17 protein-coding genes are annotated in these 19507 nt (G+C 63.6%); 9 read left to right on the top strand and 8 right to left on the bottom strand.

Annotated elements, in window-relative coordinates:
- Positions 1 to 161 precede the first annotated feature (161 nt).
- Positions 162 to 1151: a nitrilase-related carbon-nitrogen hydrolase gene (locus L1080_RS02255; protein ID WP_250771848.1), complete on the top strand. Its 990-nt coding sequence runs from the start codon at positions 162 to 164 to the stop codon at positions 1149 to 1151.
- Complete coding sequence (locus tag L1080_RS02250) at positions 1151 to 2173, top strand: agmatine deiminase family protein (protein WP_250771852.1); 1023 nt, start codon at positions 1151 to 1153, stop codon at positions 2171 to 2173. The genes L1080_RS02255 and L1080_RS02250 overlap by 1 nt, the downstream gene beginning before the upstream one ends.
- A gap of 66 nt (positions 2174 to 2239) precedes the next feature.
- On the opposite strand, the gene katG is transcribed toward L1080_RS02250, so the two are convergent.
- From katG to L1080_RS02225, 5 genes are all read right to left on the bottom strand, one after another.
- Positions 2240 to 4498 carry a catalase/peroxidase HPI gene (gene katG / locus L1080_RS02245; RefSeq protein ID WP_250771856.1) on the bottom strand — a complete coding sequence of 753 codons (2259 nt, stop codon included), beginning with the start codon at positions 4496 to 4498 and terminating at the stop codon, positions 2240 to 2242.
- Positions 4499 to 4545: 47 nt separating this feature from the next.
- The gene (locus tag L1080_RS02240) at positions 4546 to 4965 is read right to left on the bottom strand and encodes a Fur family transcriptional regulator (protein WP_250772068.1); all 420 of its coding nucleotides are present in this window, start codon (positions 4963 to 4965) and stop codon (positions 4546 to 4548) included.
- 254 nt (positions 4966 to 5219) lie between these two features.
- Positions 5220 to 6341, bottom strand: a complete 1122-nt coding sequence (locus L1080_RS02235) for an aromatic ring-hydroxylating oxygenase subunit alpha (protein ID WP_159924954.1) — start codon at positions 6339 to 6341, stop codon at positions 5220 to 5222.
- A gap of 65 nt (positions 6342 to 6406) precedes the next feature.
- Entirely contained in the window at positions 6407 to 7570 is a 1164-nt protein-coding gene (locus L1080_RS02230) for an NAD(P)/FAD-dependent oxidoreductase (protein WP_159924953.1), read from the bottom strand.
- Positions 7567 to 7929: a bifunctional 3-phenylpropionate/cinnamic acid dioxygenase ferredoxin subunit gene (locus L1080_RS02225; protein ID WP_109332655.1), complete on the bottom strand. Its 363-nt coding sequence runs from the start codon at positions 7927 to 7929 to the stop codon at positions 7567 to 7569. The genes L1080_RS02230 and L1080_RS02225 overlap by 4 nt, the downstream gene beginning before the upstream one ends.
- Positions 7930 to 8490: 561 nt before the next feature.
- On the opposite strand from L1080_RS02225, the gene L1080_RS02220 reads away from it, so the two are divergent.
- Positions 8491 to 9348 (top strand): bifunctional methylenetetrahydrofolate dehydrogenase/methenyltetrahydrofolate cyclohydrolase, encoded by an 858-nt coding sequence (locus L1080_RS02220; protein ID WP_109335297.1) that lies wholly within the window; start codon positions 8491 to 8493, stop codon positions 9346 to 9348.
- Positions 9349 to 9393: 45 nt separating this feature from the next.
- Here the strand turns inward: L1080_RS02220 and L1080_RS02215 are convergent, their stop codons facing one another.
- Positions 9394 to 10197, bottom strand: coding sequence for an IclR family transcriptional regulator (locus L1080_RS02215; protein ID WP_159924950.1), 804 nt, complete (start codon positions 10195 to 10197; stop codon positions 9394 to 9396).
- Between the two features lie 792 nt (positions 10198 to 10989).
- Here L1080_RS02215 and L1080_RS02210 point away from each other — a divergent pair.
- The 4 genes from L1080_RS02210 (at position 10990) to L1080_RS02195 (ending at position 16576) form a co-directional block, all read left to right on the top strand.
- Positions 10990 to 12498 carry a BCCT family transporter gene (locus L1080_RS02210; protein ID WP_159927480.1) on the top strand — a complete coding sequence of 503 codons (1509 nt, stop codon included), beginning with the start codon at positions 10990 to 10992 and terminating at the stop codon, positions 12496 to 12498.
- Between the two features lie 128 nt (positions 12499 to 12626).
- On the top strand, positions 12627 to 13115 hold the full coding sequence (locus tag L1080_RS02205; RefSeq protein ID WP_397516960.1) for a WhiB family transcriptional regulator: 489 nt from the start codon (positions 12627 to 12629) through the stop codon (positions 13113 to 13115).
- 253 nt (positions 13116 to 13368) lie between these two features.
- Positions 13369 to 15831 carry a GcvT family protein gene (locus L1080_RS02200; RefSeq protein WP_250771859.1) on the top strand — a complete coding sequence of 821 codons (2463 nt, stop codon included), beginning with the start codon at positions 13369 to 13371 and terminating at the stop codon, positions 15829 to 15831.
- A 103-nt stretch (positions 15832 to 15934) separates the two neighbouring features.
- Complete coding sequence (locus L1080_RS02195; RefSeq protein ID WP_250771862.1) at positions 15935 to 16576, top strand: cyclodeaminase/cyclohydrolase family protein; 642 nt, start codon at positions 15935 to 15937, stop codon at positions 16574 to 16576.
- 62 nt (positions 16577 to 16638) lie between these two features.
- Here the strand turns inward: L1080_RS02195 and L1080_RS02190 are convergent, their stop codons facing one another.
- Entirely contained in the window at positions 16639 to 17304 is a 666-nt protein-coding gene (locus tag L1080_RS02190; RefSeq protein ID WP_374434013.1) for a GntR family transcriptional regulator, read from the bottom strand.
- 212 nt (positions 17305 to 17516) lie between these two features.
- Here L1080_RS02190 and purU point away from each other — a divergent pair, with 212 nt between their 5' ends.
- The gene (gene purU, locus L1080_RS02185) at positions 17517 to 18365 is read left to right on the top strand and encodes a formyltetrahydrofolate deformylase (RefSeq protein WP_109332680.1); all 849 of its coding nucleotides are present in this window, start codon (positions 17517 to 17519) and stop codon (positions 18363 to 18365) included.
- Positions 18366 to 18467: 102 nt separating this feature from the next.
- Entirely contained in the window at positions 18468 to 18641 is a 174-nt protein-coding gene (locus L1080_RS02180; protein WP_159924940.1) for a hypothetical protein, read from the top strand.
- Between the two features lie 193 nt (positions 18642 to 18834).
- Here the strand turns inward: L1080_RS02180 and L1080_RS02175 are convergent, their stop codons facing one another.
- Positions 18835 to 19506, bottom strand: a complete 672-nt coding sequence (locus L1080_RS02175; RefSeq protein WP_159924939.1) for a GntR family transcriptional regulator — start codon at positions 19504 to 19506, stop codon at positions 18835 to 18837.
- Position 19507: the final 1 nt, after the last annotated feature.

The raw sequence follows: 19507 nt of genomic DNA, 5'->3' as shown, positions 1-19507 counted from the left end.
GTACGCCCCTCTGGTCGATGTTTCGCTGCCGATGGCGGGGTCGAGCGAGAAAAAGTCGAATTCGACACGTCCCACCCCTTGATCGTCGAGCACTCACCCACCATACTTAACGAATCCAATTCGTTTTAGGCAGTCGCCGAACCGGACATCCGAGGACCACAATGTTGACGATCACCGCACCGACCCCTCCCGCGCCCCTTTCCAGGACGCCGATCACGGGAGCGCGGACGACCGAACGCCCCCTGCTCCGCGTCGGGCTGGTGCAGCACCGGTGGCACGAGGACGAGCAGGACCTCCACGCCGAACTCGACGAAGGAATCACCGCGGCGGCTCGACTCGGAGCTCAGGTCGTCTTCCTGCCCGAGCTGACGCTGAGCCGCTATCCCGCATTCGTGGAAGGCGGTGACAACCCCGGCCGCCAGGCGGAAGACCTCCTCACCGGCCCGACATTCACCTTCGCGGCCAAGGCGGCGGCCGAACACGGTATCCCCGTCCATGCCTCGCTCTACGAGCGCGACGACCGCGAGAGCGGCGACCAGTACGACGACGGCCTCGGGTTCAACACGGCCATCCTCGTGTCCCCGTCCGGCCGACTGCTGGCACGCACCCGCAAACTGCACATTCCGGTGACCGCCGGCTACTACGAGGACACCTACTTCCGCGGCGGACCGGCCACCGATCCATACCCGGTGCACACTGCCCTCGACGGTGTGAAACTCGGCATGCCGACCTGCTGGGACGAGTGGTTCCCCGAGGTTGCTCGCGCGTATTCGCTCGGTGGCGCCGAAGTTCTGGTGTACCCCACCGCCATCGGCTCCGAACCCGACTTCCCCCAGTTCGACACCCAGCCGCTGTGGCAACAGGTGATCGTCGGAAACGGGATCGCGAACGGCACATTCATGGTGGTGCCCAACCGCCACGGCAACGAAGGCCTCATCACCTTCTACGGGTCGTCGTTCATCTCCGATCCCTACGGCCGCATTCTCGTTCAGGCACCGCGTGACGAATCCGCCGTCCTGGTCGCCGATCTCGACCTTCAGCAGCGAGAAGACTGGCTCGCACTGTTCCCGTTTCTCACGACGAGGCGACCCGACACCTACGGCGCCCTCACCGAACCCGTCGATCACGCCTCCCCCTTCGGGAAAGCCTGATGAGCTGGCGCATGCCCGCGGAGGGCGAACCTCACGAGCGCACCTGGATGGCCTTTCCCAGCGAGGGATACTCGCTCGGGGACACTCCCGCAGCCCACCACGAGGCCCGCAGCACCTGGGCCGCGGTGGCACACGCGATCGCCCGGTTCGAACCCGTCACCGTCGTGGTCGACCCGGACGAGATGGCCGTCGCGAGGGAATACCTCTCCCCTCACATCGACGTCGTCGAGGCCCCGCTGAACGACGCCTGGATGCGCGACATCGGTCCCACCTTCGTGGTGTCCGAGGACGGCAGGCTCGGAGGCGTCGACTGGGTGTTCAACGGGTGGGGCGGCCAGGACTGGGCACGGTGGGACCGCGATTCCACGATCGGCAAGATGGTGGTCGAGCGGTCCGGCGCCGAACTCGTCGAGTCGACGCTCGTCAACGAGGGCGGCGGAATTCAAGTGGACGGCCTCGGCACCGTGTTGGTCACCGAGACCGTGCAACTCGATCCCGGCCGCAATCCGGGACTGTCCAAGGCCGATGTCGAGGCCGAACTCGCGCGCACCCTCGGCGCCACGAACGTCATCTGGTTGCCCCGCGGACTCACCCGCGACTCCGACACGTTCGGCACGCGCGGACACGTCGACATCGTGGCCGCCATCCCGTCTCCGGGCGTCATCCTGGTGCACGATCAGCGCGACCCGGAACACCCCGACTTCGAGGTCAGCAGGACCGTCATCGACCTGCTGAAGCAGACCACGGACGCCCGCGGCCAATCCTGGCAAATCATTCCGGTGCCGGCGCCGACGGTGCTCCGCGACGACGAGGGATTCGTCGACTACAGCTACATCAACCATCTCGTCGTCAACGGTGGAGTGATCGCCTGCAGTTTCGACGATCCCGCCGACGAGGAGGCCGTCGCGCTCCTGTCGTCCGCCTACCCCGGACGTGACGTGGTGACCGTCGATGCACGACCCCTCTTCGCCCGCGGCGGCGGAATCCACTGCATCACGCAGCACCAGCCCGTGGTGCGCTGACGCACCCGTGAGTACTTGTTAACCGCGGGCGGTTAACAAGTACTCACGGGTGGTGGAGCCGCCAGGTTAGGCGAGCTCGAACCGGTCGAGGTTCATCACCTTGTCCCACGCGGACACGAAGTCCCGCACGAACTTCTGCTTCGCGTCATCGGAGGCATACACCTCCGCGAGAGCACGCAGTTCGGAGTTCGACCCGAACACGAGGTCGACGCGGGTTCCGGTCCACTTCACCTCCCCGGTGACGCGGTCGCGGCCCTCGTAGATCTCCGAGTCCGTGGACCTCGGCGCCCATGTCGTGCCGAGGTCGATCAGGTTCGCGAAGAAATCGTTGGTCAGCGTCCCCGGCTTCGACGTGAAGACGCCCGCTTCCGACCTGGTGTTGTAGTTCGCGCCGAGCACCCGCAGGCCCCCGACGAGAACTGTCATCTCGGGAGGGGTCAACGTCAGCAGGTTGGCCTTGTCGACCAACAGGAATTCCGCCGGCAGACGGTTGCCCTCGCCGAGGTAGTTGCGGAAACCATCCGCAGTCGGCTCGAGCGCAGCGAACGACTCCACATCGGTCTGTTCCTGTGTGGCATCGGTGCGACCGGCAGTGAACGGCACCTCGACATCGTGTCCGGCATCCTTCGCGGCCCGTTCGACGGCAGCAACGCCACCGAGCACGACGAGGTCGGCAAACGAGACCCGCTTGTTCCCGGTCTGGGCGGTATTGAAGGACTCCTGAATTCCCTCGAGGGTCTTCACCACCTGGGCGAGCTCGGCCGGGTTGTTGACCTCCCAGCTCGCCTGCGGCTCGAGACGGATACGGCCGCCGTTGGCGCCGCCGCGCTTATCGCTGCCCCGGAACGAGGAGGCCGACGCCCACGCGGTCGAGACCAACTCGGCAACAGTCAGTCCCGACTCGAGGATCTGACTCTTCAGCGACGCGATGTCGTCGGCATCCACGAGCTCGTGAGTGACCGCGGGGATGGGGTCCTGCCACAGCAGGGTCTCGTCCGGCACGAGCGGGCCGAGGTAACGGACGATCGGGCCCATATCACGGTGCGTCAGCTTGTACCACGCCTTGGCGAAGTCGTCGGCGAGCTGATCCGGGTTCTCCAGCCAGTTGCGGGTGATCTTCTCGTAAGCCGGGTCGATTCGCAGCGCCAGGTCCGTCGTCAGCATCACCGGCACATGAGTCTTCGACGCATCGTGCGCATCGGGCACGGTGCCCGCACCGGCGCCGTCCTTCGGGATCCACTGCCACGCACCGGCGGGACTCGTGGACAGCTCCCACTCGTACCCGTACAGGGTTTCGAGGAAACTGTTGTCCCACGTCCGCGGGGTCGGCGTCCAGGCACCCTCGAGACCACTGGTGATGGTGTCGCCACCCTTACCCGTGCCGAAGGCGCTCTTCCAGCCCAGACCCTGTTCCTCGAGCGGAGCAGCCTCGGGCTCGGGACCGACCAGATCGGCCGGTCCGGCGCCGTGGGTCTTGCCGAAGGTGTGTCCGCCGACGATCAGTGCAGCAGTTTCGACATCGTTCATCGCCATCCGCGCGAACGTCTCGCGGATGTCCCGTGATGCTGCGACGGGATCCGGGTTACCGTTCGGGCCTTCGGGATTGACGTAGATCAGACCCATCTGGACCGCACCGAGCGGCTTATCGAGGTTCCGGTCACCGGTGTAACGCTCGTCGCCGAGCCAGGTGAGTTCCGGGCCCCAGTAGACGTCTTCCTCGGGCTCCCACTGATCCACCCGGCCCGCGCCGAAGCCGAAAGTCTCGAAGCCCATCGACTCGAGGGCGCAGTTGCCGGCGAAGACGATCAGGTCGGCCCACGAGATGGTCTTGCCGTACTTCTTCTTCACCGGCCACAGCAGGTGCCGTGCCTTGTCGAGGTTGGCGTTGTCGGGCCAGCTGTTCAGCGGCGCGAAGCGCTGCATCCCGGCGCCGGCACCACCGCGGCCGTCGGTAACGCGGTAGGTCCCCGCGGCGTGCCACGCCATCCGGACGAACAGCGGACCGTAGTGGCCGTAGTCGGCGGGCCACCAGTCCTGCGAGGTCGTCATAACCTCCTCGATGTCCCGTTTCAGGGCCTCGAAGTCCAGGTTCTCGAGTTCCCGGGTGTAGTCGAAGTCCTCGTCCATGGGATTCCGCACGGCGGGGTTCTTCTGCAGGATCTTCAGGTTGAGCTGGTTCGGCCACCAGTCACGGTTACCGCCGCCCCGAGTCGGATGCTCGAGCCGACCGTGCGCGACGGGGCAGCCGCCGCTCTCCGCAGGTTCCGTTTGGGCCTCGGCGATGGGCGGGTGCTCTTCTGCGAGAGTCCGGGTGGTGTCAGACACGGCTTTCCTTCCAAAAGGGGATAATTCGGGCTGTTGATGAATGAGCGCTACGAGGTGAGCGATGTCGAGCAGTTGGCGCACAGGCCCCAGAAGATGACCTCCGCCTCGTCGACATGGAATCCGTTGTCGTGGACAGCGGACAGGCACGGTGACTCACCGACAGCGCAATCGACGTCCGCGATGGCTGCGCAGGACCGGCAGACCACGTGATGGTGGTTGTCACCGACCCGCGTCTCGTAGCGAGCGACCAAACCCGCCGGCTGGATCTTGCGCACTAAACCGGCAGCAGTCGCCGTGTGCAAAATGCCGTACACCGCCTGCTGAGACACACCGGGAAGCACTGCACGCACTTCTCCGAGGATCGTCTCCGTATCGGCGTGTGGATTTTTTTGCACTGCCTCCAGCACTGCCACTCGAGGACGCGTCACACGCAGCTCGGCCGCACGCAATTGCTCTGCGTACACTATGACCTACCAATCTGGAACGAGTCAAGACTTTGCGAAAATATCTGGCAATTCATGCAACTCGGATGCCAGGCAGGACAACGACGTGGTGCCGCATCCGTTCTGATCACGAAGAACCCTCAGCTGCATCGGATTTGGCATAGTGCCGCGTGACGGACCAGCAACGGCGGGCTGCGGTACCCGAAGGTGCAGTATCGCAGCCGCGTGCCCGCTCCACGGATCTCTCGATCCGTGGAGCGGTCAGCGTTGCGGGGCAATCAGTGAGCGATCTTTTCCTTCAGCCAGTCATGGAACTCGCCGATGTGGTGCTCGCTGGGCACGAGCACACCACCGTCGCGGTAGCGGCGCGAGGCCATCGCGGGCTGGCACCGCTCGCACGCGTCGAAGTCCTGCTGGTTGACCCGATGGAACAGTTCCACGGAGCGGTCGAGGTCCTTTCCGCTCGCGATCACGTCGGGCAGGTACAGCCAGTCGCATTCGACGATGGTGTGGTCGGCCGCCAGTGGGAACATTCGGTGGACGATGACGTGATCGGGGACGAGATTGACGAACACCGTCGGTCGCACGGTGATCGCGTAGTAGCGCCGGTCCTGCTCCGGGGCGATACCGGGGATGACGTCGTGACCGGCCGAGCCGTCGACGGTGAACCCTTCGACATCCTCACCGAACTCGGCACCGTGCCCGACGTAGTACTGCGCCGCATAGCCGTCGGCAAATTCCGGCAGCACCTCGGTCAGTTCCGGGTGGATCGTCGCGCAGTGGTAGCACTCCATGAAGTTCTCGATGATGAGCTTCCAATTGGCCTTCACGTCGTAGACGATGCGACGGCCGAGATCCAAGTCAGCGATCTTGTATCGATCGATCGATTCCACGTCGCCGAGTCGGTCTCGAATGTCCTGAATGACTGTCCGATCGAACGACTCGGGCTCGTCGGCGAGATTGAGCCAGACGTAGCCGAGCCATTCCTGCACTGCCACCTTCTTCAGTCCGTACTCGACACGGTCGATGTCGGGCATCTTGGTCAGGTTGGGCGCCGCGACAAGCTTGCCTTCGAGGTCGTACGTCCATGCGTGGTACGGGCACTGGAAAGACCTCTTGACCTCTCCGCTCTCTTCCATGCACAGTCGGGCGCCGCGGTGGGCGCAGATGTTGAGGAAGGCACGGATCTCGCCGGTCCTGGATCGTGTCACGATGACGCTTTCACGACCGACCTGAACGGTCTTGAAAGCCCCGGGCTTGTCGAGATCACCCGACCGTACAGCGCAGAACCACATCTGCTCGAAGACCTTCTCTTGTTCGAGCGTGAAGATGTCGCTGTCGGTGTAATAGGTTCCCGGGAGCGTGGAGATGAGACTCTCGGGCAGGTGCGTGGTTGTCACTGTGGGGTCTCCCTTAGTGGTTGATCTCGTGGATCTGCGGGCTGGAAGAAGGTCTACAAGAAGGTTCAGAGCGGTGCCGGCAGCGCGCAGAGTTGGCGGCGCCAGCGGGTGAACAGGCGGACCTGGTCGACGCCGAGGACTGCAACGGGTTGCCCGTCTCGGCGGTAGACGGCGAGGAAGCTTCCTGCTTCCAAGCTTCCCTCTTCGATGGTGAATTCGGTGTCGGGCCCGGCGATTCCAGCGAATTGGATACGCGAACCGTACTGATCGGACCAGAAGTACGGTGGCTTGACCTGCTGACCCTGATACTCACCCGAGAGGAGGGACGACACTGCGATCGCCGGGCGTTCCGAGGCGCCGGTCCAGTGCTCGACGCGGCGGTGGGCGCCGGATGTGTCCATCCAGGCTGCACAGTCGCCGACTGCAACAACGCCTGGGATCGAGGTGGTGCCGCCGCGGTCGCACAGCACGCCGTTACCGAGTTCGATGCCGCTCCCTGCGAGCCATTCGGTGTTCGGGATCCCGCCGATGCCCACGACGACGACGTCGGCGGGCAGGTGACGGCCGTCGACAAGATCGACGCCGGTCACACGGTGTGCACCGGTCAACCCCGCGACGCCGACTCCGCAGTGCAACCTGGTGCCGTTGTCGCCGTGGAGACGGGCGACGGCGGATCCCAGTTGCGGACCGAGTGCGCCGATGAGCGGTGAAGGGGCAGCCTCGACGACTGTGACGTCCAGTCCCAGCTTGCGCGCTGTGGAGGCGACCTCGGCGCCGATGAAGCCGGCGCCGATGACTACCAGTGTGGCGCCGGGGACGAGTTCTGCGCGCAGCCGGTCTGCGTCGTCGATTGTGCGTAGGACATGGACGCCGGCTAGATGCTCGGTGTCCGGCCACGCCCTCGCACGTGAACCGGTGGCGAGGACGAAGCCGTCGGCGGCCAGCTGTGAACCGTCACTGAGCGTGACGCTGCGGGTGCCGGCATCGAGGTTTGTTGCAGACAGTCCGAGCATCCAATTCGCCTGAAGGTCTTCCCCTTCCGGTTCCAAAGTGAGGCAGGTTTCGTCGATGTCTCCGGCCAGATACTCCTTCGACAGCGGCGGCCGGTCGTAAGGCCGGTTGCGCTCCGCTCCGACAATGTTCAGCTCACCTTCGAAACCCTGTGCGCGCAGGGCACGCGCGGCACTGAGACCGGAGAGGGATGCCCCGATGACGGCGATACTTTTCATGCGTTCCCCTCCGCGTTGAGGCGGCTACGAATATCGGGCGGCAGGTTCGGCGCTTCGGTGCTGACCTCCACGTAGATCACCTCGTCCTTGATCAGGACCTCATGAGTTCGCACGGGTAGCTTCGCGGGTGGCGCATCGACCGCCCCGCTTCGAAGGTTGAACTTCGACGCATGCAGTGGGCACTCGACCTCGCATCCCTCGAGCCAGCCGTCTGCCAACGAGGCGTCCTGGTGCGAGCAAGTGTCGTCTATTGCGAACACCTCACCATCGTCGGTGTGAAACACGGCGATCGGGGGGGAGGTGTCGACGCGGCGTGCGTCACCGCGAGGTAAGGAGGCTAGCGGACAGACCTCGAGCATAAGATGCCTCTCTGTAGCGCGATGCGAAACAAGTCCTGCGTTACGCAACAGTGTGACAATGGTCATAGCGCAGTGTCAAGAGGAGCTGCGCGTCCCGCCGAACTGATGGATGCTCGCAACTCCTCAGCAACCGCAAGGGAACAAGGACACGGGAATTTTCACTGAAACTCCTAGTCACACCATGAATAGCGGAGACTCCACGTTGTCGGCCGCCCGCAACGTCGGCACGCCTTTGCGTCCGCCGGGAGGCGATCCGCGACCGATGCAAGCTGGGCGACTCATGAGTCCCCACGAACTGCCCCGCAGGGGCGTTGACCCGCCGGTTCCGCCGGTCTAAGCTATTCTGCGTCTGATATATCAATTGTCGTCAGGGTAATCCATCTGTTATTGCGACGACCCCTCCCGGTCCGACGACGTATCTCTTGGTCTTCGCGCCCCTCGAGAGCGACCACCGCACCCCACGCGACTTCAGTCGCCAATCGGGTCAGGCGTTTCGTGTACGACCGACAACTCGCCGCACTGGTCCATTTCACCTATTCGTCACCCAGAAAGGCATATTCCGTGGCAACTGCGACACTGCTCGACGGCAAGGCCGTCAGCGCGCAGATCAAGGACAACCTGGCCGACCGGATCGCAGTGCTGCAATTGCAGGGAATCCGGCCTGGCTTGGGAACCATTCTCGTCGGCGACGACCCCGGCAGCCATGCCTACGTCGCCGCGAAGCACCGCGACTGCCGAAGCATCGGATTGAATTCCCTCGAGGTTCGCCTGCCGGCGACCGCTGCACAGGAAGATATCGAGGCGGCCGTCCTGCGGCTGAACGCGGACAATTCGTGCACCGGCTTCATCGTTCAACTGCCGTTGCCGAAGCACATCGACACCCACCGGATCCTTGCGTTGATCGATCCCGCAAAGGATGCGGACGGGTTGCACCCGACGAATCTCGGGCGTCTGGTGCTCGGGATGCCGGGACCGTTGCCGTGCACCCCCCGCGGCATCATCGAATTACTTCGTCATCACGATGTCCCGATCACCGGCGCTCGGTTCTGCGTCATCGGGTGTGGTGTAACTGTTGGTAGGCCACTCGGGCTGATGCTGACCCGCCGCAGCGAACATGCCACGGTGACCCTGTGCCATGAAGCGACGGTCGACACGGCTACTCACACGCGCGATGCCGACGTCGTGATTGCTGCGGCGGGAGTTGCCAACCTGGTGCAACCGGACTGGATCCGCGCAGGTGCCACTGTGTTGTCGGTGGGTATCACCCGCACGGTGGAGGGAATTCTGGGCGATGTGCATCCCTCGGTCGACCGCGTCGCAGGAAAGCTCAGCGGGGCAACAGGCGGTGTCGGTCCGATGACGCGGGCGATGCTGCTCACGAACGTCGTCGAGATGGCAGAGGGCATCGGACCGGGCTGACGCGTGGTGGCTCTCCGCTCCGAGGCAGTGTCAGATCGAGCGAGTTCAGGCGCTGGGCGTGACGGATTGCCGGAAGCCCATCCGTTCGCTGATCTCGGCGGCCGCCGCGATGACATCCGGCACCACGAGGCGCATCCGGGCCTCGGTGAAGCGGTACACAGGCCCGGAGACGCTCAGCGCGGCCGCGATTCTGCCGTCGTAGCCCCGGACCGGCGCCGCGATGGCATTCAGCCCTTTCTCGTACTCTTCGACGACTACGGCGTAGCCGAGACTCCTGGCCGCGTCCAGTTCCTCGTCGAGCGCCTCGACCGACGTGATGGTGTCCTCGGTAAACCGCTCGAGCACCGTTGCGCCCAGGACTTCATGCCGTTGGTGCACGTCCAAGTGGGCAAGGAGTATTTTTCCGCTTGCCGTCGCGTGCACCGGTGTCGGCTCGCCGATCCAATTCTGTGTGCCCACGGAGGCGGGCCCTCGTACCTGGTCGAGGTGGATGGCATAGCGGGAACGTAGAACGGCGACGTTCACGGTTTCGCCCAGTTTCGCGGCGAGTCGCTCGCATACGGCGTGGCCCTGCTCCGTTATCTCGAGCCGTTCGGGAACAGACGCGGCGAGGCGCAGGATGCCTAAGCTCAGGCGGTATTTTCCCCGGTCGTAGGTTTGCACAACCATTTCGTGCTCTTCCAGCGAAGCCAGCAGACGGGACACCGTGGACTTGTGCACCCCGATTTCCGCGGCGATCGCACTGACCCCGACCTCACCATTGCGGGCGAGAACCTCCAGCACTTGAAATGCCCGGTCTACCGACTGGACACCGCCGTCAGTAGCCCGCGCTCCGTTGCTGTTGGTCATGAAGCAACTATACGAAAGTTCTCTTGGTGCTGACGGACGCCCTGGTGTCGGGCATAGACCCCTCGTGGGTTCACCGATCAGTGTGGTGACCCACCCCGATCAGCGTGTCGACCGAGTCGACATTCTGGCCGACGCTCTCCACGGATGCCCGCCGCCTCCTGGGCCGATCCGGACACCTGTCGTACCAACTTGCTAAGTACTAATATATCAATCGGCGTCGACACAAGCGAGGCTCGGCATGTCCATGGCCTACGCATAGCTCGTTCGCGGTCCTACGAACCAGCGAACGAGACCGTGCCAACGACCTTCAGGGAGCGGAGTACGTGAGGAATCGACCTCGCCCATGCTCTGGCCAGCAGGTGTCAACTTCTCGCAGAGAGCGTGAATTCGCAAATTAGTGATTTATGTCATTTTGGTCGCCGGACTTGACATAGATCACAGTTGGCCGCAGTGTTGTTCCCCATAGAAAACGTCGTTGCGCTATAAGCAACACAATTCGGGACCGGGACGCCTCGCACCGGGCAGTCCGGACTCCGTTCACAAACCTACTCAGCGATGTGCTGCAGGGAGACCGATGTGACAACAAATGGCAACTCACTCGATGCGGATACGGAAGCGACCCCCCACCAATCACGCCGCTGCGAGGTAGTCGACCCCCGCCCCGTCGACGGGGCCACCACCCCCCGCGCGGACGACTTGGCCCCCGATCCTCGCGCCGTCGACGGGGCCACCGATCCTCGCGCCGTCGACGAGGCGGAGGGCGTCGCACCCGAGAAGAAGACCGACCGCGTGGTGTTCGGGATTACAACCGCCATCGTGGGGGCGATCCTGGGGTGGGGACTGCTATGGCCGGCGACCTTGACGAACACGATGTCGTCGATTCTGGACTGGGTGGTGACTAACCTTGGCTGGCTATTCGTCGTCTCCGCCACAGGATTCGTCTTGTTCGCGCTGTGGCTGGCGCTGAGCCGGTACGGGCGAATCACCCTCGGCAAGGATGGGGAGAAGCCAGAGTTCAAGACCGTCAGCTGGGTTGCGATGATGTTCAGCGCCGGCATGGGAATCGGTCTGATTTTTTGGGGCGTGACGGAACCGCTGACTCATTTCGTCCAGCCGCCACCTGGAATCACCGATTCCACGGTGGGAACCGCGATGGCGACCGCGCTGTTCCATTGGGGACTACACCCGTGGTCGATGTATGCAGTGGTTGGTCTGTCGATCGCCTACGGCACCTACCGGATGGGGCGCAAGCAGCTCATCAGCTCGTCCTTCATTCCGCTGATCGGCCGCCGCGCCGAGGGGCCGATCGGCAAGGTCATCGACATCTTGGCCATCTTCGCCACAATGTTCGGCACTGCCGCTTCACTTGGCCTCGGAGCACTCCAAATCGGCTCCGGCGTAGAGGTTCTCGGGTGGATTGGCGAGGCCGGGACTCTCCTTGTCATCGCGATCGTGGCTATACTCACCCTTGCCTTCGTGGCCTCGGCCGTTTCCGGAATTTCTCGCGGTATTCAGTGGCTTTCGAACATCAACATGGTGCTTGCACTTCTTCTAGCCGTCTTCGTATTCGTCGCCGGCCCCACCGTGTTCATCTTGAATCTGTTGCCCACCACGTTGGGCGACTACGCCTCCCAGATTGCCAGCATGTCGGCGCGCTCGGCTGCATCCGGCGATGCGGCGACCGAAACGTGGCTCTCCTCCTGGACCATCTTCTATTGGGCATGGTGGATCTCGTGGACCCCGTTCGTCGGTATGTTCCTGGCTCGGATAAGCCGAGGCCGGACCATTCGCCAGTTCGTAGTCGGAGTAATCCTGATCCCGAGTTCCGTGAGCCTTGTATGGTTCGCAGTGTTCGGTGGGGCTGCTATCGGCGAACAGCGTGACGGTACCGACCTGTTCTCTCGTGGCACTCCGGAATCGCAACTGTTCGGCATGCTGGACAACCTGCCACTTGCTGGCGCATCGTCACTTCTCGTGATGGCGCTGGTCGCAATCTTCTTCGTCTCGGGCGCGGACGCTGCTTCGGTAGTCATGGGAACACTGTCCCAACGTGGAACGCTGGAACCGACCCGCTCGACCGTCGCGTTCTGGGGTGTTGCCACTGGAGGCGTTGCCATGCTGATGTTGTGGACCGGCGGATCGGACGCACTGAACGGCCTGCAGACGATGACGATCATCGTCGCCGCTCCGTTCGCAGTGGTGATGATCGGCATGTGTGTGTCGCTGTATCGCGACATCACCCGAGATCCACTGATCACAGACCTTCGGAAGCCGCGGCGGGTGGGCACCCCGCACAGATAGGCCAGCACAACGTCAGAGGCCCGCCCTGAATCCACCGGATAAAGGCCGGGCCTTGACGATTGGCTCGGCGCTCGAATTCATACCTCGCATCCAGGTCGCCTGAGCGCCACGCCATCGACGTCGGAGGGATGCTTACCCATCGCTTCTGCCGCGCACTACATCGGAGCCGAATGTCCTTGCACAACGTCACCACAGTCGCCGCACCCCCGCAGGAAACGGATTGGCGCCTACAGGCACGGTGCCGGTCGGAAGGCATGGAGGTGTTCTTCTCGCCCTGCGGGGAAAGTAAGCCACGGCGCGCCCAACGAGAACGAGCGGCAAAGGCCATCTGCGCCGCATGCCCGGTCATTGATTGGTGTCGCGATTATGCACTCACCACGAGGGAACCGTATGGGGTGTGGGGCGGGATGTCGGAATCCGATCGCCGTAAGAGCGCCGAGATCGGCACGGAAATCAGGGTTCGAAGCCTGCATTTTCTGCAATGCGATCGGCAGGAGCAACCGCCGAAATCGACAGCTCCGCTCATTCGATCGCTTCACTCGACTTCCATGATGACCTCCACTTCTACCGGTGCATCAGTCGGTAGCGCAGCCTCCCCGACCGCGGAACGCGCATGAATCCCGGCGGGCCTCCGCGCCGGCCGGGGTTCATGCGCCCAAGCCTCGAGTCTGGCGATACCACCCAAAGGCAGGGGTTGACCGCCCCTGTGACACACACTACTGTGATTGATATATCAGTTGTCGACTTGCCCCGCGGCTGCTGGTCATCCGTTCTCACTGAGCACATCGACTGTCGGCCCACAGCGACAGCGCATGCCGAGGCGATCCGCGGGGAGCAGGCGATCGCACAACCACTCCAGGAAGGACCATCATGGGTTCACCGCGCGTAGTGATCATCGGAGCCGGCATCGTCGGCACGAACCTGGCCGACGAGCTCACAGCTCGGGGCTGGGACAAGATCACCGTCCTCGACCAGGGGCCGCTGCCACTGACCGGCGGCTCGACGTCGCACGCACCGGGCCTCGTGTTCCAGACCAACGCGTCCAAGACGATGACTGAATTGGCTCGATACACCGTCGAGAAGTTCATGAGCCTGGACGTCGACGGCGAATGGTGCTTCAACCAGCTCGGTGGACTCGAGGTCGCCACCACCGAAGAGCGACTCGCGGACCTACACCGTAAACAGGGCTGGGCCACCTCCTGGGGTATCGACGGCAGCATCCTCGACCCTGCCGAGTGCGCGAAGCTCCACCCGCTTCTCGACGAGAAGCGGGTCCTCGGCGGCTTGTACGTCGAGACCGACGGACTCGCCAAGGCCTCCCGTGTCGTCGTTGCGCTCGCCCGGCGGGCAGAAGCCCGCGGCGCGGTGTTCCAGGGGTCGACGAAGGTAATCGGTATCGAGCACTCCGGCGGCAAGGTTACCGGAGTCACCATCAATCACGGCGTAGTACCTGCCGACATCGTCGTGTCCTGCGCCGGGTTCTGGGGCCCCGACGTCGGTGAGCTGATCGGCATGGACGTGCCATTGCTCCCCCTGGCGCACCAGTACGCGAAAACCGGTCAGATTCCCGAATTGGTCGGTCGCAACACCGAACTCGCCGAGGCGGGCTTCCCGATCCTGCGGCACCAGGATCAGGACCTCTACTTTCGCGAGCACGTAGACCGCCTCGGCATCGGCACCTACGCGCACCGTCCGATGCCGGTAGACACCCGCGGGCTGACCGACAGCGACGAGATTTCCGACTCCGACATGCCGTCGATGCTGGCGTTCACGGAAGAGGACTTCGCACCGTCGTGGGAGCAGTCCAAACTGCTACTTCCCTGCCTCGAGACCGCGAAGATCGAGCACGGATTCAACGGGGTCTTCTCCTTTACCCCTGACGGCGGACCGCTCATCGGCGAGTCCCCCGACATCGCCGGATTCTGGATCGCCGAAGCAGTCTGGGTGACGCATTCCGCCGGTGTCGGCCGGGCCGTCGCGCAGCTGCTCGTCGACGGCCGCTCCGAGGTCGAGTTGCACGGCTGCGACGTGCACCGCTTCGAGGAGTTTCAGCTCGACCCCGACTACGTCAGCGAGACGTCCCAGCAGAACTTTGTCGAAATCTACGATGTTCTGCATCCCCTGCAGCCCAAAATTTCACCTCGTGACGTACGGGTCAGCCCGTTCCACGCTCGGCAGAAGGAGCTCGGCGCAGTCTTTCTGGAGGGCGCCGGCTGGGAGCGCCCGCACTGGTACGAAGCAAACGCCCACCTGGTCCAGCAGCTTCCCACCGAGTGGCAGCCGCCGGCCCGCGAGCCCTGGGCAGCGAAGTTCCACTCCCCCATCGCCGCGGCTGAGGCGTGGAAAACCCGCACCTCGGTGGCGATGTACGACATGACACCGCTCAAGCGTCTCGAGATTTCCGGCCCCGGCGCCCTTGCCCTGCTCGAACGCCTGACCACAAGCAAGATGGACAAGTCGATCGGGTCCGTCACCTACACCCTCGCCCTCGACGCCGCTGGTGGGGTGCGCAGCGATCTCACCGTTGCACGTTTGTCCGACAACGTTTTTCAGATCGGCGCAAACGGCAACCTCGACCTCGACTACTTCCGCCGCCAGGCGCCCGACGACGGTACCGTCCAGGTCCGCGACATCACCGGCGGCACCTGCTGCATCGGCCTGTGGGGACCTCGTGCCCGGGATCTGGTGCAGGCGATCAGCCGGGACGACTTCGCGAACGAGAACTTCAAATACTTTCGTTCCAAGCAGGTCCGGATCGGCGGAATCCCGGTCACCGCGATGCGGCTGTCCTATGTCGGCGAACTCGGCTGGGAGCTGTACACCTCCGCCGACTACGGGCAACGTTTGTGGGACGTGCTCTGGGCGGAGGGGCAGAAGTACGAGGTCATCGCCGCCGGCCGTGCCGCGTTCAACAGTCTGCGGATGGAGAAGGGTTACCGCTCGTGGGGCTCCGACATGACCACCGAGCACAATCCCTATGAGGCCGGTCTCGGTTTCGCGGTCCGCCCGCAGAAGGGTGACTTCGTGGGCCGCGACGCACTCGAGGGTGTCTCCGATGACACCGTGACCCGGCGGCTGGCGTGCTTGATGATCGATGACCGCACGTCGGTCGTGCTGGGCCACGAACCCGTTTTCGTCGACGGCAAGCCAGCAGGCTATGTCACCAGCGCTTCGTTCGCCCACACCGTCGGGGCGCCGATCGCGTACGCGTGGCTGCCCGCCGGCGCGACGGTCGACACCGCGGTCGAGATCGAGTACTTCGGTCGGCGTATCCCCGCCACCGTCGTGGCCGAACCGCTCGTCGACCCCGAGATGAAGAAGATCCGGTCGTAGTTCTCTGTCGGGGTGCCGGCTCGCTGCTCAGGGGCCGGCACCCTCGCTCGGTCAGGACCTTTGCTTCATCTCTGCCCTTCCCCACCGACAGGACGACCCACTCATGCGACATGACACGATCAGCGCATTTCTCGCGTCGCTCGCCGACCGCGTACCCGCACCCGGCGGTGGTGCCACCGCTGCGCTACACCTCGGTCAATCCGCTGCGCTCGTAGCGATGGTGGCTCGATACACGACCGGTGACCGGTACGCCGAACACAGCGCTCTGATCGAGCGTGTGTGCACCGGAGCGGATACGGTCCGCGAGCGGGCACTGGAGCTTGCCGAGGACGATATGGCGGCATTCGGTTCCGTAATCGACACCTACACGCTTCCCAAGAGCACTGATGCGGAGATCGCCGCACGATCGGCAGCGATCGAGAACGCTCTCGTGAGCGCGGCGCGAGTTCCGGCCGAGGTCATCAATGCAGCATGGGTGGTGGTCGCGCTTGCCGAGGAGCTCGTATCGGTCGCGAACCGCAATGTCGTCAGTGACGTCGCGGCTGCCGCAGAGGCGGCCCGAGCGGCAGCCACAACAGCTCGGGTCAATGTCGAGATCAATCTGCCCGGCATCACCGATGCGAACATCCGACAGTCCCTCGTCGACACTGCCGCCACTGTCGATGCCCTCACCGACCGCGCCGATGCCGTCACCGCCCGAGTGAGAAAGCAATTGAACCTCGTCGGAACGCCCAGCAGCGAGTGAGGTCATCGTGGGTGAACTGCTCTCTCCCGAGGGGGTGAAGCCGATCGCCCGTCCTCCGAACGCTAAACGACTGCCCGGACGGCTTTTTCGAACCCTATGACATGTTGACGCGCGATTTCTCCGGCGAGGTCACCGTCACCGTTGGCAATAGCCCGCAAAAGCTCCCCGTGTTCACCGACGTGCTGGGGCACCGACGGTAGCCGCTCGAGGTAGAGACAGAAGATTCGGGTCGCGAGATTGTCGTATCGGACGAGGACGTCCTCGAGATGCGGATTGCGCGCGACCCGATAGATCGTCCGATGCACCGTAAGGTCCCATCGCATCAATTCGTGCCGTTCCATACCGGAAACATCGAGTCCATCTGTCTTGTCCGCCATGTCGAGAAGCAGCTGGCGGAGGGTAGGGGAAGCCGCCTCCGCCGCTCGTCGCGCGGCTACGGGCTCGAGATGAGCCCGGATCTCGGAGATATGACCGAGGTCGGAGACGTCGACACCTGTGGCGAACGTTCCCTGCCTAGGGAACGAAATGACCAGACGCTCCCCCTCGAGCCTCTTGAGCGCTTCTCGGACCGGTGTTCGCCCCACACCGAGCTCCTCGGCGAGAGCACTCTCGACAATTGCCTCGTTGGGGCGGATATCGAGCATGATCAACTTGTCTTGAATCGCGGAATAGACACGATCAGCGCGAGAGATCACGCCGGCATCGACCTCTATCGCCTGCAGCCCCATGGGCGTCATCTTAGCGTTCCACTTCGCCTCTTGACCCTTTCGGCGCAGCCTGAAATACTAATACTCATCTGATATATCACTTCTCTGCTACTGACACTCTAGCCGTTGAAGCCATCGGGACACGATGGTCTCGTTCGCCGCAACAACAAGCCCGCTATCCACTCGAGACGCCGCCGTTGCCAGGGAGAGCGTCCAGCACCGAGGAGACGCACATGACCGAAACCTTCACCTTGACGCTCAGCTGCGCTCAGCGGCCCGGAATCGTCCACGCAGTCAGTTCTTTCTTGTTCGAACAGAACTGCGACATCGCCGAACACCAGCAGTTCGATGACACACAAAACGGCGCGTTCTTTCTTCGCACATCGTTTGTCGCGGCGGGCGCCCTCGACGTGGAAAGGCTCACCGCCGAGTTTCGCAGTGTCGCTGACAAATTCGGTATGTCATTCAACTTCAACGGTTGCAGCGAGCCGCGCGTCGTCGTGATGGTCTCGAAGATGGGTCACTGCCTCAACGACCTCATTTTTCGTTGGCGTGCCGGCAATCTCGGTGGAGAGCTGGTCGCCGTGGTTTCCAACCACGAAACCCTGCGCCCCATGGCCGAAGCCGCCGGTCTGCCCTTCATCCACATCCCCGTGACGGCGGCGACCAAACCGCAGGCCGAGGCACAGCTCCTCGAACTCGTGGATCAGTACAACGCCGACCTGGTCGTGCTCGCGCGGTACATGCAGGTGCTGTCCGATGACGCATGCCGGAAGTTACACGGCCGTGCGATCAACATCCACCACTCGTTCCTGCCCGGATTCAAGGGCGCCAAGCCCTACCACCAGGCATTCGATCGCGGCGTCAAGCAGGTCGGGGCTACCGCCCACTACGTCACACCGGATCTGGACGAGGGGCCCATCATCGAGCAGCAAGTGATCCGCATCGATCACAGCTACGATCCCGCCCGACTCGCCACCGTCGGCCAGGACGCAGAAGCGCTGGCATTGTCTCGGGCTGTTCGTTGGCACTGCGAGAATCGCATTCTTCTGCACGGGCACAGGACCGTCATCTTCAGCTGACGGCCTTCGGCTGCCGCAGAGTCCCTCAGCCATGACGTTCCCTGCGGCAGCACATTTCCGATCCGATCGCCTGGGCAAAGCGTCGAGCTGAAAGGTGCTGCGATGAGACGACTGTCCGTGCAGTGTGGCACGAGAACTGACGAATACTCAGCGGGTTTCACCGGTCATGTGCTCGATGGTGGGACGCTTCGCATCCTCGCTCCCGACAAGCAGATCGCTGCATCCTATCCAGCCGCCAGCTGGACCATCCTCGCCACCCAACCGCACGAGGAGTGAGAGCGTCCAGGATTGGACCATCAGCTCATCGTTGCGAATCACCCACAACAGTGGTCTGTCCGCAGCGGTAAATCGAGGCAGCACCTGAGGCCCGATATCCCTCAGCCCATTCAACATCGACCCCGGGTCGCTTTCCACGAACTCTTCGAAAAGGCTCTCAGTTTCGTCGCTTCATGCGCGCCCTGAGATGGCGCTACAGCAGGTCGCGGATGGCTTTCTCGAAGCCGGTGACGTGGGCGCGGGTGAGGGACGAGGCGGTGTCCTCGTCCCCGTCGACGATGGCGTGGAGCAGCGCTACGTGCTCGCGCACATGGCCGGCGACGTCCGGCAGCCGATCGAGGAAGAGACACCAGATGCGGGTGGCGTGTGCGTCGAGGCTGACAAGAATGTCCTCGAGGTGAGGATTTCCGGATGCTCGGTAGATCTCGCGATGGACGCGCACGTCCTTGCGCAGGACTTCGCGTGGATCCTCACTGTCGTCGATCTCGGCGATCTCGTCGGCAAGCACGGACAGCCGCGCCCGCGCATCCTGGGACGCGCTCCGTGCCGCGCGGGCGGCCGCGGTGGGTTCGAGTTGCTTACGGATTTCGGAAATGTCGGCGAGGTCGGTCATGTCGACGGCGGTGGCGAACGTGCCGCGACGCGGGTACGCGACGACGAGACGCTCCCGTTCGAGCCGCTTGAGCGCTTCCCGCACGGGTGTTCGTCCGAATCCGAGTTCCTCGGCGAGCCTGTCGTCATTGATCGGCTCGCCAGGGCGGATGTCCAGCATGACCAGGCGTTCGCGCACGATCTCGTACGCACGGTCGGCATTGGTCCCGCTTACGGATTGAGCTTCCATAACCGGCGGCTGCGCCACGCTCATG

The sequence above is a fragment of the Rhodococcus sp. MSC1_016 genome (assembly GCF_023667485.2).
GTDB lineage: Bacteria > Actinomycetota > Actinomycetes > Mycobacteriales > Mycobacteriaceae > Rhodococcus_F > Rhodococcus_F oxybenzonivorans.
This window is presented reverse-complemented; position numbering and strand designations above follow the sequence as displayed.

Bases quoted from the DNA above. Each gene is read 5' to 3' on its own strand.
- L1080_RS02255 (WP_250771848.1), top strand. From the start codon at position 162: ATGTTGACGATCACCGCACCGACCCCTCCCGCGCCCCTTTCCAGGACG.
- L1080_RS02250 (WP_250771852.1), top strand. From the start codon at position 1,151: ATGAGCTGGCGCATGCCCGCGGAGGGCGAACCTCACGAGCGCACCTGG.
- L1080_RS02230 (WP_159924953.1), bottom strand. From the start codon at position 7,570: ATGAAAAGTATCGCCGTCATCGGGGCATCCCTCTCCGGTCTCAGTGCC.
- L1080_RS02225 (WP_109332655.1), bottom strand. From the start codon at position 7,929: ATGCTCGAGGTCTGTCCGCTAGCCTCCTTACCTCGCGGTGACGCACGC.
- L1080_RS02215 (WP_159924950.1), bottom strand. From the start codon at position 10,197: ATGACCAACAGCAACGGAGCGCGGGCTACTGACGGCGGTGTCCAGTCG.
- L1080_RS02205 (WP_397516960.1), top strand. From the start codon at position 12,627: ATGCTTACCCATCGCTTCTGCCGCGCACTACATCGGAGCCGAATGTCC.
- L1080_RS02200 (WP_250771859.1), top strand. From the start codon at position 13,369: ATGGGTTCACCGCGCGTAGTGATCATCGGAGCCGGCATCGTCGGCACG.
- L1080_RS02195 (WP_250771862.1), top strand. From the start codon at position 15,935: ATGCGACATGACACGATCAGCGCATTTCTCGCGTCGCTCGCCGACCGC.
- L1080_RS02190 (WP_374434013.1), bottom strand. From the start codon at position 17,304: ATGGGGCTGCAGGCGATAGAGGTCGATGCCGGCGTGATCTCTCGCGCT.
- purU (WP_109332680.1), top strand. From the start codon at position 17,517: ATGACCGAAACCTTCACCTTGACGCTCAGCTGCGCTCAGCGGCCCGGA.
- L1080_RS02180 (WP_159924940.1), top strand. From the start codon at position 18,468: ATGAGACGACTGTCCGTGCAGTGTGGCACGAGAACTGACGAATACTCA.
- L1080_RS02175 (WP_159924939.1), bottom strand. From the start codon at position 19,506: ATGAGCGTGGCGCAGCCGCCGGTTATGGAAGCTCAATCCGTAAGCGGG.